This window comes from Nostoc sp., from assembly GCF_036916985.1.
Classification (GTDB): domain Bacteria; phylum Cyanobacteriota; class Cyanobacteriia; order Cyanobacteriales; family Nostocaceae; genus Nostoc.
In genome coordinates, this window is sequence record NZ_JBALFD010000071.1 from 18,560 (window position 1) to 34,218 (window position 15,659).

At 44.2% G+C, this 15,659-nt stretch carries 15 protein-coding genes; 5 read left to right on the forward strand and 10 right to left on the reverse strand.

Going from position 1 to position 15,659, the window contains the following annotated elements; all coding sequences use genetic code 11:
• Window positions 1-13: 13 nt before the first annotated feature.
• The 3 genes from V7L07_RS23665 to V7L07_RS23675 form a co-directional block, all read right to left on the reverse strand.
• On the reverse strand, window positions 14-1,717 hold the full coding sequence (locus V7L07_RS23665; protein WP_335061288.1) for an ABC transporter ATP-binding protein: 1,704 nt from the start codon (window positions 1,715-1,717) through the stop codon (window positions 14-16).
• Between the two features lie 359 nt (window positions 1,718-2,076).
• Window positions 2,077-3,207 carry an aldo/keto reductase gene (locus tag V7L07_RS23670; RefSeq protein ID WP_335061289.1) on the reverse strand — a complete coding sequence of 377 codons (1,131 nt, stop codon included), beginning with the start codon at window positions 3,205-3,207 and terminating at the stop codon, window positions 2,077-2,079.
• A 200-nt stretch (window positions 3,208-3,407) separates the two neighbouring features.
• Complete coding sequence (locus V7L07_RS23675) at window positions 3,408-3,905, reverse strand: bifunctional nuclease family protein (protein WP_012406891.1); 498 nt, start codon at window positions 3,903-3,905, stop codon at window positions 3,408-3,410.
• 340 nt (window positions 3,906-4,245) lie between these two features.
• Here V7L07_RS23675 and V7L07_RS23680 point away from each other — a divergent pair, with 340 nt between their 5' ends.
• Complete coding sequence (locus V7L07_RS23680) at window positions 4,246-4,926, forward strand: riboflavin synthase (protein WP_335061290.1); 681 nt, start codon at window positions 4,246-4,248, stop codon at window positions 4,924-4,926.
• A 56-nt stretch (window positions 4,927-4,982) separates the two neighbouring features.
• On the opposite strand, the gene V7L07_RS23685 is transcribed toward V7L07_RS23680, so the two are convergent.
• Entirely contained in the window at window positions 4,983-6,521 is a 1,539-nt protein-coding gene (locus V7L07_RS23685) for a M23 family metallopeptidase (protein ID WP_335061291.1), read from the reverse strand.
• A 90-nt stretch (window positions 6,522-6,611) separates the two neighbouring features.
• On the reverse strand, window positions 6,612-7,433 hold the full coding sequence (locus V7L07_RS23690) for a biotin--[acetyl-CoA-carboxylase] ligase (RefSeq protein WP_335061292.1): 822 nt from the start codon (window positions 7,431-7,433) through the stop codon (window positions 6,612-6,614).
• Window positions 7,434-7,493: 60 nt separating this feature from the next.
• Between V7L07_RS23690 and pgeF the strand changes: the two genes are divergently transcribed.
• A complete protein-coding gene (gene pgeF, locus V7L07_RS23695; protein WP_335061293.1) occupies window positions 7,494-8,279 on the forward strand; it encodes a peptidoglycan editing factor PgeF in 786 nt (261 codons plus the stop codon).
• Between the two features lie 132 nt (window positions 8,280-8,411).
• Here pgeF and V7L07_RS23700 read toward each other — a convergent pair whose 3' ends face one another.
• The gene (locus V7L07_RS23700) at window positions 8,412-8,801 is read right to left on the reverse strand and encodes a DUF120 domain-containing protein (RefSeq protein ID WP_335061294.1); all 390 of its coding nucleotides are present in this window, start codon (window positions 8,799-8,801) and stop codon (window positions 8,412-8,414) included.
• Between the two features lie 215 nt (window positions 8,802-9,016).
• The gene (locus V7L07_RS23705) at window positions 9,017-9,151 is read right to left on the reverse strand and encodes a hypothetical protein (protein WP_335061295.1); all 135 of its coding nucleotides are present in this window, start codon (window positions 9,149-9,151) and stop codon (window positions 9,017-9,019) included.
• Window positions 9,152-9,450: 299 nt separating this feature from the next.
• Here V7L07_RS23705 and V7L07_RS23710 point away from each other — a divergent pair, with 299 nt between their 5' ends.
• Together V7L07_RS23710 and V7L07_RS23715 are read left to right on the forward strand one after the other, a co-directional pair.
• Window positions 9,451-10,455, forward strand: coding sequence for an ABC transporter substrate-binding protein (locus V7L07_RS23710; protein ID WP_335061296.1), 1,005 nt, complete (start codon window positions 9,451-9,453; stop codon window positions 10,453-10,455).
• Between the two features lie 160 nt (window positions 10,456-10,615).
• The gene (locus tag V7L07_RS23715) at window positions 10,616-11,692 is read left to right on the forward strand and encodes an AI-2E family transporter (RefSeq protein WP_335061297.1); all 1,077 of its coding nucleotides are present in this window, start codon (window positions 10,616-10,618) and stop codon (window positions 11,690-11,692) included.
• Between the two features lie 70 nt (window positions 11,693-11,762).
• Here the strand turns inward: V7L07_RS23715 and V7L07_RS23720 are convergent, their stop codons facing one another.
• Both V7L07_RS23720 and V7L07_RS23725 read right to left on the reverse strand, forming a co-directional pair.
• Window positions 11,763-13,340 carry an MFS transporter gene (locus tag V7L07_RS23720; RefSeq protein WP_335061298.1) on the reverse strand — a complete coding sequence of 526 codons (1,578 nt, stop codon included), beginning with the start codon at window positions 13,338-13,340 and terminating at the stop codon, window positions 11,763-11,765.
• 19 nt (window positions 13,341-13,359) lie between these two features.
• On the reverse strand, window positions 13,360-14,676 hold the full coding sequence (locus V7L07_RS23725; RefSeq protein ID WP_335061299.1) for a Gfo/Idh/MocA family protein: 1,317 nt from the start codon (window positions 14,674-14,676) through the stop codon (window positions 13,360-13,362).
• Window positions 14,677-14,743: 67 nt separating this feature from the next.
• Here V7L07_RS23725 and V7L07_RS23730 point away from each other — a divergent pair, with 67 nt between their 5' ends.
• The gene (locus V7L07_RS23730) at window positions 14,744-14,950 is read left to right on the forward strand and encodes a hypothetical protein (protein WP_335061300.1); all 207 of its coding nucleotides are present in this window, start codon (window positions 14,744-14,746) and stop codon (window positions 14,948-14,950) included.
• Window positions 14,951-14,984: 34 nt separating this feature from the next.
• Here the strand turns inward: V7L07_RS23730 and V7L07_RS23735 are convergent, their stop codons facing one another.
• Entirely contained in the window at window positions 14,985-15,644 is a 660-nt protein-coding gene (locus tag V7L07_RS23735) for a DUF4142 domain-containing protein (protein ID WP_335061301.1), read from the reverse strand.
• Between the last annotated feature and the right edge of the window lie 15 nt (window positions 15,645-15,659).

Here is a 15,659-nt window from a genome sequence, read left to right on the forward strand (position 1 = left end):
TTAACTTTTTTTCCTATTGATAACCAGCCGCTTGTAAGAGAAACAATTTGGCATAACGTCCTCCTAGCTTTAACAAATCTTCGTGAGTTCCCTGTTCTATAACTTCGCCGTTTTCTATAACTAGGATTTTGTCAGCCATTCGTACTGTCGAGAAGCGATGGGAAATCAAAAGTACCATCTGATTTTTAGTAACAGCGCGAAAATGATTGAAAATCTCAAACTCAGCTTGGGCGTCTATTGCTGATGTTGGTTCATCTAACACCAAGATATCTGCTTGCGATCGCATAAATGCACGAGACAGTGCAATTTTCTGCCACTGTCCCCCAGAAAGTTCCTGTCCTCCCTTAAACCAACGACCAAGTTGAGTCTGAAAGCTTTGGGGTAATTGGTCAATAAAAGATTGGGACATGCCTTTTTCAGCAGCAGTTCGCCACAGGGTTTTGTTGTCGAGATGTTCTACATCGCCCACGCCAATATTCTCACCCACTGTGAACTGGTAGCGGACAAAGTTCTGAAAAATCACACCAACGCGACGGCGCAACACATCCACATCCCATTCCTGTAAATCCAAGCCATCTAAGAAAATTCGCCCAGAGTCAGGGGTGTAGAGTCGGGTAAGTAGTTTGATTAAGGTAGTCTTACCAGAACCGTTTTCACCGACAATAGCCAGTTTCTCTCTAGGTTTCAGATGCAGCGAAATGTTTTTCAATGCTGGCTTGGAACTTCCCGGATAAGTAAATGATACGTTCTCGAAACGGATACCATCTTGGGAATTTAAACCAATAGTTGCTTTACCCCATGACTTTGGTACTTCTTCTTCTAGAAAATCATAGAGATTTGATAGATATAGGTTGTCTTCATACATCCCGCCAATAGAAGTAAGGGCATTGGAGAAAGTAGATTGTCCTTGGCGAAAAACGGTAAGATACATGGTCATATCTCCCAAAGAAATCTTACCTAGCACTGTTTCCAGCACAATCCAAGCATAAGCTAGGTAAAAAGCACCAGTACTAACTAAACTCAGGAGATATCCCCACAATCCTCGCCGCAGAGTCAAATCGCGGTCTTCGCCATAGAGTTGATCGAACAAGTTGCGGTAACGTCCTAGCAGCATCTCTCCCAACTGGTAGAGTTTGATTTCTGTGACAAAATCTTCTCTTGCTAGGAGATTTTCTAAGTAGTGCTGTTGACGAGTTTCTGATGCACGCCAACTAAATAAGCGAAAGGCTTCTCCAGCAAACTTTGTTTCGGCAATAAATACAGGCATAGCTGCCAAAATCAGTACTACTACCGCCCAACCTGAGAAATTTACTAGCAAAATCCCGTAGGTAATCAGGGAAAGGGCATTTTGCACTAATCCAAAGGTGCGGTTTACTAAAGAAAGCGGACGAACTGATGCTTCTCGTCGGGCATTGGTCAGTTTGTCATAAAACTCTGAGTCTTCAAACTGCCTAAGATCCAGTGTCAGTGCCTTTTCTAAGATGAGTACATTTACTCGCTGACCCATTAACGCCCGCAATAAAGATTGACAAATGATAATTCCTCGCTGACTGCCTGCTAGTAAAATTACAGCGATCGCTTCTAATCCTACATAAAATAGCGAGGGATTAATATTGACAAAACCATTGTTTTGTGAATGAACTTGAGATGCAAATACAACTGCATCAACAATTAATTTACTGATGTAGGATATTGCCGCCGGTAAAAGACCAGCCATTAAAGTTAAACTAGCCAGAAGAATAGTAAGCGATCGGCTAGTAGTCCATACTAAGCTGACAGCCCGTCCACTGTAGCGAAAAACCGTCAGCGATTGACGTAGGATATTTCTTTTTTTTTAATTTTCATCTTTTTTGGGCGAGATACCCCAGCTTGGGCGGATCTTCCTGACTCTATTAAATCTTTATTAATTTTACATTTTTCTAAGAATGTTCGCTGAAAACCCCGAAGTTAAAACCTAAAAACTTTTCGGGGTGGTCATAGCATTTCACGAAATAATTGATACAAATCACTTTTCTTGCCTCCTTGCCTCTCCCTACTTCCCTTGCTTCCCCTGCCTTCCCTGCCCCCTTGCCTCCTTCATCCCCACAATCTCCTACCTGCCTTCCCATTTAATCTTTCGTGAGTATCTTTCAGCAACGCTGGAATATCTAACTTTTCTGGACACCGAGGTAAACAATCACCACATTCTGTACACCGATTGCCTTTCATTCCAGGGAACCAATGACCGGCATTTTCAAACATTCCGTAACGATATTGGCCATAGTCTTTCATGTCGTATGCCACTGCAAGATTACGTAACCGTAATACCTCTGGAATATTGATGTTTTCTGGACAGGGCAAACAAGCATAACACTGGCTACAATTATCAGTTTCCAAAGCAATTTTTTGGTGATTTTCTAAACGCAAAAAAGTAGAAATTTCTGCTGATGTTAACTCCCCATCATGGTCAGCAACTTGCAAAGGTTCTATTAATTCTTCTGGGTTGGCTGGCCCTATACTCAAAGTAGTAATACGGTTATTAGCAAGTAAGAATCGATAATTTAGTTCTAAGGGTGAATACGGATAGCAGAGGTCTTTTAAGGTCTGAGGTGGCGTGTAGAGGCGTCCTCCCTTATCAGCAGGGGAAATAATGAAAATACCCATATCCTTTTCGGCAGCTAGTTGAATCGCTGGTGCGTGCCGTTGAAAAAAATAGTAATAATGCAGATTGACAAATTCAAATAAATCTGTATTGATTGCAGCCTGAATTACCTCTAATGACCCGTGGGTAGAAAAACCAACGTGTCGCACTCGTCCATCGGCAACAGCTTCCTCAACGGCCTGCATACAGCCATTTTTGGCTTGCACCCACTCCAAATGTTGCCAAGTGTTTAAACCATGAACGCTTAAGCAATCTACATAATCTAGCTGTAATCGTTCTAGGGATTCGTTGATGGACCGACGCATGGAGTCACCATCTGCTGTGGCTGAGATTTTGGTAGTGATGTAAAGCCTCGTTCGGGGTACTGATAACCCAGCTTTTAGCGCCCTACCAAGATACTCTTCGCTTTTGCCGTAACCTCTGGCGGTTTCTAAATGATTAATTCCTAACGCTAAGGCTTTTTCGATGGTTTGGTGAGCATTTTCAAAAGAAGCCAGGTAACGCATTGTTCCCAGAGAAAAAACCGAGAGGTGCAGATTCGTTTTTCCAAAGCGTCGGTATTGCATAAATTGAGTGCTGAGTAGTGAGTGCAGAGTGCTGAGTAGAAACACGATTAATATTGTCTGTACAAGAATGAGAAAGTGAAAAAGAAAGAATAAAGAACTTATTTTATTCTTTAAGATTTAAGATTCTCTATTCTTTCTTAACACTCAGCACTCAGCACGGGCTAAACGCCCCGCTACTGCTAACAGCACTCAGCACTCTCCTAGCTATCGCCATTACCAAAGCGCTTGATCAAGTCTTCAGGGCGGAGATTGGAAATAAATTCACGGAAGGCTTGCTGTTCAGCTTCATCTGCATCACGATCAACAGGGATAGAAGCATCGGCAATGACTTCTTCCATTACCCAAATGGGAGTATTTGTACGTAGGGCAATAGCGATCGCATCGCTAGGACGCGCGTCAATTTCTTTTTTGACCTCACCTTGCTGGACAATTAAAGCTGCATAAAATGTATCCTTTTGCAGGGAATGAATAATTACCTTTTCTAGAGTCATGTTCCAAGTCTCTAGAAGATTTACAATCAGGTCGTGGGTTAAGGGTCTGGGAGGCTTCTGATTTTCCAGTGCGCCCATAATGGCCCTAGCCTGTTCCTGACCGATGTAAATTGGCAAAGCCCGCCGATCTGAAGAATCTTTCAAAAGTACGATCGGGCTACGGGTTATGGCATCTAATGCTATGCCAGCAACTTTCATTTCAATCATTGGCTAGGCCTCTACAATGCTTTGAGAGCCTTGGATGCTGTGTAACAAATAGTACCCCTTTTTCGGCGGTTTGGCGACAGTAATAAACATAAGCATTCGTTCTCTATAATTGCTTCTATTAAACTCCGAACTTGTGGTGAAAACCAGAGTAAGTCAAACTGGTCTTCTTAGACAATAACCTTCTTACCCAAGTATGCCTCGTGAAGGATGCTAATGTGTTAATATCCCTATACGAAAAAAAGTCAGAAAATATACTTGAATGTTCGAGATTTATGTGACAATTACCAATTGACTTCAGCCAAAATTAGGCAATAAATAGAGTTAGTTTGACAAAAAAGCCGTGTTTACAGGATTAATCCAGGCATTAGGAACGATGGAACCCTTAGGGGGCGATTCTTGGCAAATTACTTGTGTGAGCCAGTCGGGTGAAGTAATTATGCAAGACTTGGCTTATGGTGACAGTGTTGCTGTCGATGGTGTTTGCTTGACAGTAGAAAAAGTTTTAAAGAACGGGTTTATCGCCACGGCTTCACCAGAAACGCTACGCCGCACGACGTTGGGAGGTGAGCAAACACAACAGAGATATGTCAACTTAGAAGCATCGCTCAGGGTAGGCAGCAAAGTTGGCGGTCATTTCGTGATGGGTCATGTAGACGGCATCGGTAGATTGCTAGTGGCAGAACAAACGGCTACTTCTTGGGAAATGACCTTTATTGCATCCGAGGCGATCGCACGGTACATTGTCCCTAAAGGTAGCATCGCCGTCAATGGCATCAGCCTCACAGTTGCCGCTTATGAGCCAGAACTCTCTCAATTCAAGGTGGCGGTAATTCCCCTCACATACAGCGAGACAAATCTCCGCTATTTGCTTCCTGGGAGTTTGGTAAATCTAGAAGGAGATATTCTTGGCAAATACGTCGAAAAATTCCTTTACTCTGGCAACCCACACACCACAGCCCATGATGAAAATAGTATGGATGAGATTACACCCGCATTCTTAGCAGAACACGGGTATCTCTGACATTTTGGATTTTGGATTTTAGATTAATTTAAAATCTAAAATCCAAAATTTCCAATCTAGCTTCCTGGTTGCTGACTAACCTGGGCGGTCTGTAAGCCCCGCACTAACTGGCTAAGGGCACTTTGTAATTCCACGCCTGAGTCAGTAGCAACCCACCCATTTTGTGTTAAGTGACGGACTTCAAAGTGCAGGTGAGGCCCTGTGGATAACCCGGTGCTGCCAACTAGCCCGATGACAGTTCCAGGCTGTACCCATTGACCAGGTTTCACAAGGATTTCTGACATGTGGCCGTAGAGAGTTTGTTCAGCGGATTTGTGATTTAGGATAACAGTTAAACCATAACCACCCACCCAGTTAGCAGTTTCTACTTGACCAGCCGCAGCTGCCAAAACTGGCGTTCCTGTAGGCGCACCCAAGTCTGTACCAGCGTGGAAGCGTTGGGTTCCTGTAATTGGATGAACTCGCCAACCAAACAAGGAAGTAATGGGAGCGGGAATAGACAAGGGATACATCATTCCCGTACCACTATAGGCGACTCGTCCCATAGAGGGGATTTGTGGCAATACTGATGCCAGTGAGAAGTCGTAAGCTACATTGCTGGGGCGGGGTGCAATATTGCCATCTGCCATTGGTGGAGGTAAAGTACCACCACTCGGCGTAATGGGAGTTGCACTCACTGTTGTGGGGCTGAACTCGCCAGGATTCGGGATAAACCGATTCGGGCGAAATGCGCTCTTGGTGTCACCAGTAGAACCACTTTCAGTAGGACGCCACCTGCTAGTGTTACCAGTACTTGCAATTTGCCGCACGGGTGAAACTACTGGTAATTGAGCGTTTTCACTTCTTCTGAGCCAAGTAGGTGCTGCTTTACCATTAGAATCAGCTACACTCCTTTCAGGTGCTTTGGCACAAACGCCACCTAATACGCTTTGCCCTGAAGGCAAAATGGCTCGGCAGCCACTAGAGCGTTCTGTGAGAATTACGGAATTTGGTGCTTGATAAGTACCTGTAGCACCACTGTCATAACTATTAGGATCAATATAGGCGTTATTATAATCCTTGGTTTTTCCCGCAGTTACACTGACAGAGTTGTTTGAGTTGTTTGGTTGAGCAACTTCTGGGAGTTTGTCAGGTAAAGAGCGGGTGGGGCTTACCCTTGCAGGAGTAACCTGGGAAGCTTCTACTTTGGGCTTTGACTGTCTGGTAATCACAACAGGTTGGGCAGTTTCGATTTTGGGTGTAGACTGCCTAACTGGCTCTTTTGATTGAGCAACCTCTGGTTTGCCTAGTCTCTGTCTAAGTCTGGCTCGCCGTTGAGAAAATTCTGGTTGCCCTTGAGTGGCTTCCGGTACAACAGCCTGTTTTTTGACTGGATTTATAACTGCTGTTGGTTGAGAACTTTCAACAGTGGGAACGATGTTGTCTATTTGTGGTGTTTCCGTTTGGGCAAACACAAAGCCGCCGCTGAGGAGGCTGAGGCTACTCAGCCAACAGAGGCTCTGGGCTGGTAGTGTTGAGGCAAAACGTTTTTTTGTCAGACCTTGCTGCCATAAGTAATGCAAACTATCAGGGGCAGAATTTTTGCGCTGCGTCATTTGTTCTCTCAGTTGTGTGTAATTAGCCTAAAGAGATGATGCTAGTGGTTTGTCTTGCCCAAAGAGCGAAATTTTGAACAAACCTCAAATTTAAACGGAAGATTTATGGTACCCCAAACTGATTGTACCGGGTTCAATATAAATTTCCGGTGTAATTAGTTCCTTTGTATCATGTGTTTCTAAATCAACTCGTAAATTTCCTTGAGATGTCACTCCAACTACTGTACCTGAAAGATTATTGACATACACGCGATCGCCCATGTTTGTAAGCAAATCTAGATAGCGAGACAAGAGTATGCTTATTCCTTCTTGTTCCAGGCACTCCATACCGGATTCTATTCCCAGCAAGACTTTAGAGGTTAACATTTCCAGACAAGAGATTGGTCTGAAATTTTGGGATGCTTGCCACGATTCCAGATTGATTCCAGTTTCGGGTACTGGGTTTGTCCAGTTAATACCAACACCAATTACTGCTTGGGTGATTTGTCCTTTGTTGACTTTGGTTTCTGTCAAAATGCCGCCGAGTTTGCGACCATTTAGCACTAAATCGTTGGGCCATTTTATCCCAACATCTATGCCGAGTTGGCGCAATTGAGACGCAATTCCCCAAGCAGTAGCGAAAGTTAGCTGATAGCTGTCAGTAGCTTCTATTTTGTGGTCGAAAGAAATTGCCACGGAAACATATAGTCCACCAATCGGAGAAATCCACTGACGGCCCCATTGTCCGCGCCCAGCAGATTGCACAGTTGCGATGACTACTGTTCCTGAAATAGCCCCTTGGTTGAGTAAGTCCCAGAGGGTTTGGTTGGTTGAGGAGACGCTTTCAAAAAAGTGAAGGGAAAATGGTAAATATGTATGCTTACGCCCTGCTTCTTGCAAGGCTGCTTCCAAGTTTTGCAGATTAAATCCCACAGCAGTTAACCCAAATTCCGTTGTTCAAGTTAGCATTGATTTGTTTAGGTTTGGTTCAAGATGCACACTTGGCACTGGCACAATTGGGAAGGACTGCCCTATCTAACTTGTAGTCTTTTGGAACGTTGGCATCACGGCTTTTTTACCCAGCAGTTCTGGCCGCGATCGCCACAAGTTATCACAGAAGTATTGCAACCAGAGGCATTAGTCTATCGCTTAAAGCAGGTTCATGGCAATACTGTTCTCACCCCTCAAGAGGTTGAAAGCTTTTTAAGCTCTGCTGGGGAGGATTTAGCATCGGCGGATGGTTTAATGAGTGAGCAGCCTCTACAAGCTGTTTGGGTTGCTAGCGCAGATTGTACACCCGTGTTGATTGGGGATGTGCAAACTGGACGGGTGGCAGCATTACACGCGGGTTGGCGGGGAACTGCGAAGAAGATTGTGCCCCAAGCGATCGCTCGATTACAATCTCAAGGTAGTAAACTCGATGATTTACGCATTGCGATGGGCCCTGCGATCGCTGGTGAGGTTTACCAAGTCTCGATTGAAGTGGCTGCCGAAATCGGGGCTAGTATCATATCACATAATAGCGAAGAAAAAATTCTCACTGCATTATATGAGCTACCAAATTCACCTTTACTAGAAGACCCCGATCCCGGAAAGGTAAGGCTGGATGTGAGGCGAGTGAATACTTTACAGTTGGAAAATTTGGGGATTAGTACAGAACAAATTGCGATCGCACCTTATTGTACTTTCCAAACACCAGAGCATTTCTTTTCTTACCGCCGGGAGAAAGAGAAAAAAGTTCAGTGGTCAGGGATTGTTAGTGGCAAAACAACTCAGTAGCATTCAAATGTGTTTTGGCTGATAGAGCGATCGCTTTATCAGCTTGGATTCAATATATAAATTTGCTATATTGCGGATCAAAAATACGACCGCGTAATGGATTAACGCTTCATCTCCAAGCAGATTTTTAATTCAGATAAATCTGACATCGTGAATCTCAACTTCAATCAAATCGTTATCTTTAAGGTTATATAGCTCCCGAAGTTTCACATCGCAAGCTATTTCAATAATTGTTCTCGGATGATCTCCATTTTCGGTATTATTTTTATCTGTTCTTAAGATAAAAGCATCTCTGCCAAATATTTTACAGGGAACAATGCTCACAGAAACAGTCCCTCCATATTCTTCCTTTTCCAGACGAATTACATTTTTTGGCAGATAGTAAGGTTGATCTAAATTAATATTTAAAGTCCCAGGGAAGAATTTCATTCCCGTTTTTCTCAGGTAATATTCCTGGAGTTTCTCAATCCAGTAAGAAAAGTTTCCAAAACCACTGACAACCTTCCCTTTTAAGATTTTCATATATCCTGATTTTTGTAAATAGGCTGGTATTTATATTGTGGGGTGGGCATCCTGCCCGCCCTATGGACTGGGCGGGCGAGACGCCCACCCCACAAGAGTTAATTGGATATTTTTTTATTTGGAATTCCCTTAGAGATTGTTTTAAAAGTCTAAGTATTAATTTTTAATTCCGCCTTACGGTACTAGTACAATACGGCGTAAACAAAGCACCCATTTCAAATAGCCAGAATACTGACAAAATAAGCATTCTTTCTTTTTACTTTTGCCTTTTTACTTTTGCCTTCTTGTACTAGTACAACACGGCGTAAATAAACCATCCATTCAAAATCAATGAAACGCTTACGCTGCATTAATTTTGCCTTTTTACTTTTGCCTTTTTACTTTTGCCTTCTTGTACTAGTACAATACGGCGTAAATAAACCACCCATTCAAAATCAATGAAACGCTTACGCTGCATTAATTTTGAATTTTGAATTTTGTTAGCGCAGCGTTAGCGAGTCTGCGTTCGCTTTTAGCGTCTCGTAGAGAGCGTCATTTTGAATTCCGCCTTGCGGTACTAGTGTCTTGCTTTTTGCTAGTAGCTATGTCAATATTAGTTGCTAACCCCTGTAAATCAATCGACTTGCCGTAGATTAATAGTGCAATTTATATGAGCATTAAACGCCGTCACTTGCTAGGAATGGGCATATCAACAGCAGCCGTGGCAGCCTGTGGAAAGATTGCCAAAGCCCCATCAACAACGCCTAGTGTGGCTCCTGTGGCGGCGACAAGCAAGAGTGCAAGCAAGCTACGTCTAGGCTTTCAGCCACCCTATGTTGCAGTGTTTGCGCTGCGGCAACAAAAATTCTTAGAGAAGGCATTTGCAGGACAATCAACCAGCTTTGAGTTCCGTCGCCTACTTTCGCTCAAGCCAGTTACCGAAGCATTAGCTGCTGGAGCCTTAGATTTGGGTTTAGGGGGTACACCTGTAGCTGCGATCGCCGCAGGTCAGCCTATCCGTGTCATCGCCTTAGTTGAACGTAGCCCAAAGACTCACGGATTGCTAGTTTTACCTAACTCACCCATCAAGAAGGTAACTGATTTAAAGGGTAAGAAAATCGGCAACCCATCGGGAAAAAGCTACTTTTTTGCAGTACAAGTACTAGAACGGGCTGGACTAAAAGACACTGATGTGCAATGGGTTCAGATAGAAAACGATGCAGGTAGAGCCGCATTACTTTCAGGTGCGATCGATGTATGGGGAACTTGGGACCCTTTTTATGCCAGTGCTGAAGTTGCTAAAGAAGTAGTCCCATTAGTAGACGGCGGTGACTATGTGTTGAACTATGTCGCTCTGTTTGGGCGCACAGAGTACATAGAACAAAACCCAGAGACAATACAGAGGTTTCTTAAAGCCTATAAGCAAGCGCTAACCTGGGTTCAAGATAATCGTCAGGCGGCGGTGGATATCCTAGTTAAAGAGAATAAGCTTTCACAAGAGGCCGCGGCTTTGACTTTGGGTCGTCGGAACTTACTGTTTGAGCCGCCTAATCAGGAATACCGCCAAGAACTTGTCACACAATCCCAACTGCTGGCTCGTCTGGGACTGATCAAACAACAGCCAAACTGGGATAAAGCAATTGATACAGCGATCGCTAAAGCCGTCGCCTCTTGAGTAGCTTCGTTAGCGAGTCGTGCTTCCCCGCAGGGGTACGCGGACTCGCTTTGCGCGTCGCTATCAGTTAATAACTTCTAAAAGTGAATGGTCAATAAAAATTCTGCGCCATCCCAGGCACTAAAATTGTAAAATTCAAACAGAAAAATAAGTGATAGTAATGGCGAATCCCAGAGATACAGACAATGGATGGTCGCAGTTAACTCGTGGTGCGCCATTGGCAGTAATGGTAGCGGTAGTACTATACATTTTATATCAACTTTTACCAGTATTAGAACTTTTAGTTGTTGCAGCATTGATTGCTTTAATTTTGCGAACCCTATTAAGGTTTTTGCAAAAGTTAGTCAAATCACAGGATGTTGCTGTTTTGCTACTAATTGGATTAATCATCGGATTTGTTGTGGTATTAGCTACTGTAGTCCTACCTAGTGTGACATTTGAATCTCAAAAATTAATCAAAACATTACCAACTTATCTCAATAGATTGACAGGAGATGTTGAGCAACTGCGTCAGAAATTTGCTTTTATTCCTGATATTTCCCAAGCACTAATACAATTACGGAATTTGACCGACCAGTTACTAGGGGGAGTACCAGTTTTCTTAGGTGAAGCTTTGAGTTTAACCGTAGAGTTGGTAGCAACGTTAATTTTAGCGCTTTACATGGCTTACGATCCTAATTCCTTAGTGAAAGGGATTTTAAGATTAGTACCAAGGCGACATCACCATCGGTTTCAAGGAATCCTTAAGGCTTGCGAGACAAGATTGCGAGGTTGGATTTTTGGGACAGGAATAGCGATGATATTTCTGGGTGCTGGAGCAACGTTTGGGCTTTTGATTTTGGGGATTCCGTCAGCACTACCATTTGGGATTATTGCAGGTTTATTTGAAATAATTCCTTACTTTGGTTCGGTCATTGGTGCTTTTTTACCAGCATTGGTAGCATTGAGTATTTCACCGCTAAAACTAGTATTTGTATTGATACTTTTCTTTGTAATGAATCAAATAGATGCCCATGTTGTTCAGCCTTTGGTGATGGGTCAACAAGTAAATATCCATCCAGTTATGGTGATTGTGACATTTTTGGTAATGGGTAAGCTCTTTGGATTTATTGGTGTGCTACTTGCTGTGCCTGCGGCAGCAGTGATAATTACGCTGATTGATGAGTTTACTCCGTCAGAAAAGCTGATAGAGTCAGTTGGAGTTGAAACTGAAATAGATGTTCAATCGAACGATTAAATAAGCAACTATCCAATAAAAGGGAGTGGGGAGTCGGGAGTCGGGAGTCGATCTTCATACAGAATTGGTATTAGGATTGGTGAGCATAAATCATGTGAGAAATAACTGGGGGTTCATCGCCTTGATGAAAGGCAAAAACCTTTTGGCGAATCTCTCGATCTGCCACTGTAAACCTTTCATACTGACGTAAATGATCTACCCAAGACTCGACGATAAATGTCTCTAAGTAGCGATTCGGCACAGATGTATCATGAAAGATGCCCCAACGAATCGCACCATCTCGTAGTCGCACCACTCGCAGAGCATGAATTGCCGCAATAAATTCTTCTGCTTGATCTGGGTCAATACAATATTCAAGTGTGACTAAAACAGGCCCTTCTTCTGGTTGCAATTCAATTACTACTAGCGGTTCCGCCCGCCGTAATGCTGGAGCTAAATCAAGTTTTCCTGATAGCAACGGGTAACGCCACGCGGTAAAAGTTCCTCCAATTAAGCCAAGAGTAGCAACGAATAAGGCACTTGGCGTTCCCCAATGTTCTGCCGCCGCACCCCAAACAATACTACCAATTGCTGAACCTCCTTGAAATACCATTTGATAAGTTCCTAACGCCCGCGCTTGCACCCAAGCCGGAACAGCAAGCTGTACTGTAATATTCAAGCTGGATGTCATACTTGTCCAAGCAATTCCAGCCGCCAGTAAGGCTAGCAACACCAAAGGTACGTTGTGAATAAACGCCAGAATTAATGTAGCAACTGCAAATACCAGAGTTGCTGCAATCACAACTCCATCGGCTGTCAGATGTTGCCGCACTCGTGGCAGCAAAATTGCACCGACAATCGCCCCAAATCCAAAGCTACCGAGTAATAAACCATAGCCACCTGCACCTTGTTGTAAATCCTGCTGTGCCACTAAAGGCAACAATGCAAACAAAGCACTGGTACAACTAGTTAAAACACCCCCTCGAATTAACACGGCTTGCAAAGCAGTAGAAAAGCGGACATAGCGAATACCAGCCCGCATAGAAGCTAATACTCGCTCTGCGGGGAGAGCGCTTTCGTAAAACGGTTTGCGCTGCCAACGGTAAAGGATGATAATCACCCCAATAAAGGAAAGGGCATCAATCAGAAAGACGACTCCTGCATTGGCTGCCACCAGTATAAAACCTGCGATCGCCGGGCCAACTGCTCGAGCAATATTAAATCCAGCACTATTTAAAGCGATCGCAGCCACGAGTTCCGATCGCGGTACTAATTCTGGTACAATAGCTTGCCAAGCTGGGCCATTCATTGCCGCTCCCAAGTTAAGCAAAAACGTCAGCCCCAATAGTGACCACGGCGTAATCGTACCTGCAAAAATTAATCCACTCAAGATCAGTGCAGCAACCAGCATCCAGGCTTGCCAAAACAGCAGTAACCGACGGCGATCGAAAATATCTGCCGTTGCTCCGGCTGGTAGTCCTAACAGCAGCACTGGTAAAGTTGCGGCTGTTTGCATGAGTGCCACCAATAGGGGAGAGGTGGTGAGAGAAGTCATTAGCCAAGCTCCCGCCGTGTCCTCCATCCAACCGCCAATGTTGGAGACAATTGAGGCAATCCAGCGATCGCGAAACAAAGATTTACGGAGCGGACTCCAAGCAGAGGTTGTCATAACTGCGGTATGCACATATTTACTTCAGCATTCGAGGAGCGGGGCCACGAGTGGTATCTAATCCTGATACACGAGGTAGAGCGATCGTTTTGCCTGTTTGTGCGGCTTCGTAAATCAACGCGATCAGTTTTTGGTCTTGCAAACCTTCTTCACCAGGGGTATGGGGTTGCTTATTCTGAATCACACAATCTGCAAAATGATCGATTTCTAAAGCGAACTGGTTCTTCTCACCTATCCGCACTTCGCTAATGTTTTCTGCCATACTATTTGTTGGTGATTTGCGTGAAACCATCATCCGCAAACCATTGTAAGAGAACCCCGGATCTAGTTGTCCCCAAGCATCAGAACCGAAGACGCGAAACCGCCGCCCTTCGTGAAAGCCGTAGCTAGTGGAGCAAATCCCTAGTATCCCACTGGGAAACCGCAGCTGGAAGGTGACACTTTCTTCTACTTCTTTGAAGCGCAGATCGCCGGGAGTACTGAAGATTTGGGCGCTAATTGCGATCGGTTCTTCTCCTGTTAAATAGCGAGTTGCATTTAGGCAATAAATTCCCACATCTGGTAAATAGCCACCTTCAGCTAAAGCGCGTTTCAATCGCCACTGATTTAAGTCACCGCCTTGGTTTTGTCCGTTATCTGCCTGAATTACCTTCACAGTTCCCAATTCTTTGCTGCGGATCATCTGAATCATGGCGCGATGGTGCGGCTCATATTGGCAGCGATAAGCAATCATCAGCTTGCGATCGGCTTGCTTACACGCGTCAATCATCTGTTGACAATCTTCTACTGTGGTTGCCATTGGCTTTTCACACAGAATATGCTTCCCAGCTTTTGCACCACGCACCGTATATTCTCGGTGCATACTGTTGGGTAGTACAATATAAATTACATCAATGTCTGAATTGTTGCGGAGATTGTCGTAATTCTGATAGTTGTAAACGTTCTGCGGTTTGATGCCATACTGTTGGGCAACAAGATTTGCTTTGGCAGCATCACCACTAACTAATGCAGTTGGCTTTGCTAATTTACATTCTGCAAACGCAGGCATGATTTCTTCTAATGACAGTCTGCCAAGTCCGACGATCGCAAATCCTAAGCGTCGCTCTGGAGGTAATGCAGTTGGTGGCCCACCTGTATCAACCTCAGTCTTTTCCGAGATGGGCGGGAACTGAATCTGAGGTGGCAACTCTCCTCCGCGTGGAGTGGCTTGCACAGTTGGCTGTTGAGCAGCAACTTCTTCGCCCATACTACCAATTGCGGCGGCTGAGATGGCTCCTAATCCAGCAGTAGTCAGAATCTTGCGACGAGAAAATTCTCCTTTAAACAATTTAGACATCGTGGTTTTATTAATGATGAAATGATAAAATTTTGGACTTAGTACAGCAATTTGTCGCAAATTAAATTTGGCAATATCCTGCAATGCCAATGTATCGACTTACAATGCCAATGTATCGACTTACAATGCCAATGTATCGACTTACAATGCCAATGCATCGACTTACAATGCCAATGCATCGACTTACAATGCCAATGTATCGACTTACAATGCCAATACATTGACTTACAATGCCAATACATCGTCTTTCAACTCAGCACTCAGCACGGGCTAAACGCCCCGCTACCGCTAACAGAACTCAGCACTCTTCATGGGGTAGTAGTTGGAGTTGGGGTGCTAGTTGAACTTCCAGGATTAGCAATGGCACGAACCTGTTGCAGATGTTCTTGGAGGGTTGGTAGCGCTTGAGCCGCAAATGCTTTCACGTCTGGATCTTGTCCTTTTTGAGCTTCCTTCTGAAATGCGGAGACATCTTTTTCATGCCCTTGAAGCATCTCATTTATATATAGGCGATCGAATTTAGCACCAGAAAGTGCGGATAAGCGACGTAGGGCTTGCTGATTTGTCCTACCGATAGTAGTTGGCAGCGTGACACTTTTTTGAGTCGCTAACTGTTTGAGTTGATTATTTACCTGGGTATGATCTTGAACCATACGCTGTCCAAACTGTTTTACCGCATCATTGGTTCCACGTTGTAACGCCAGTTGTCCTAGTTGGACTTCTGCTAAACCATCTTGAGCAGCGTCAGTCACGAACTTTCTGTCTGAAGAACTGAAGTTATTTTGCCCTGATGAAGTTGGTGATGCAGTTGGGGATGGAGTTGGTGATGCAGTCTCAGTCCTTTGTACAGGCACAGCAGATGGAGCTTCAGATGTATTTTGGTCATGGGGAGTAGTTGGTGTGCAACCAGTCGCCAGAGATAAGGCGATCGCTACTATCCCAGTAGAGAGTATTTTGAAGTTGGACATAATTAGTGTTTTCTT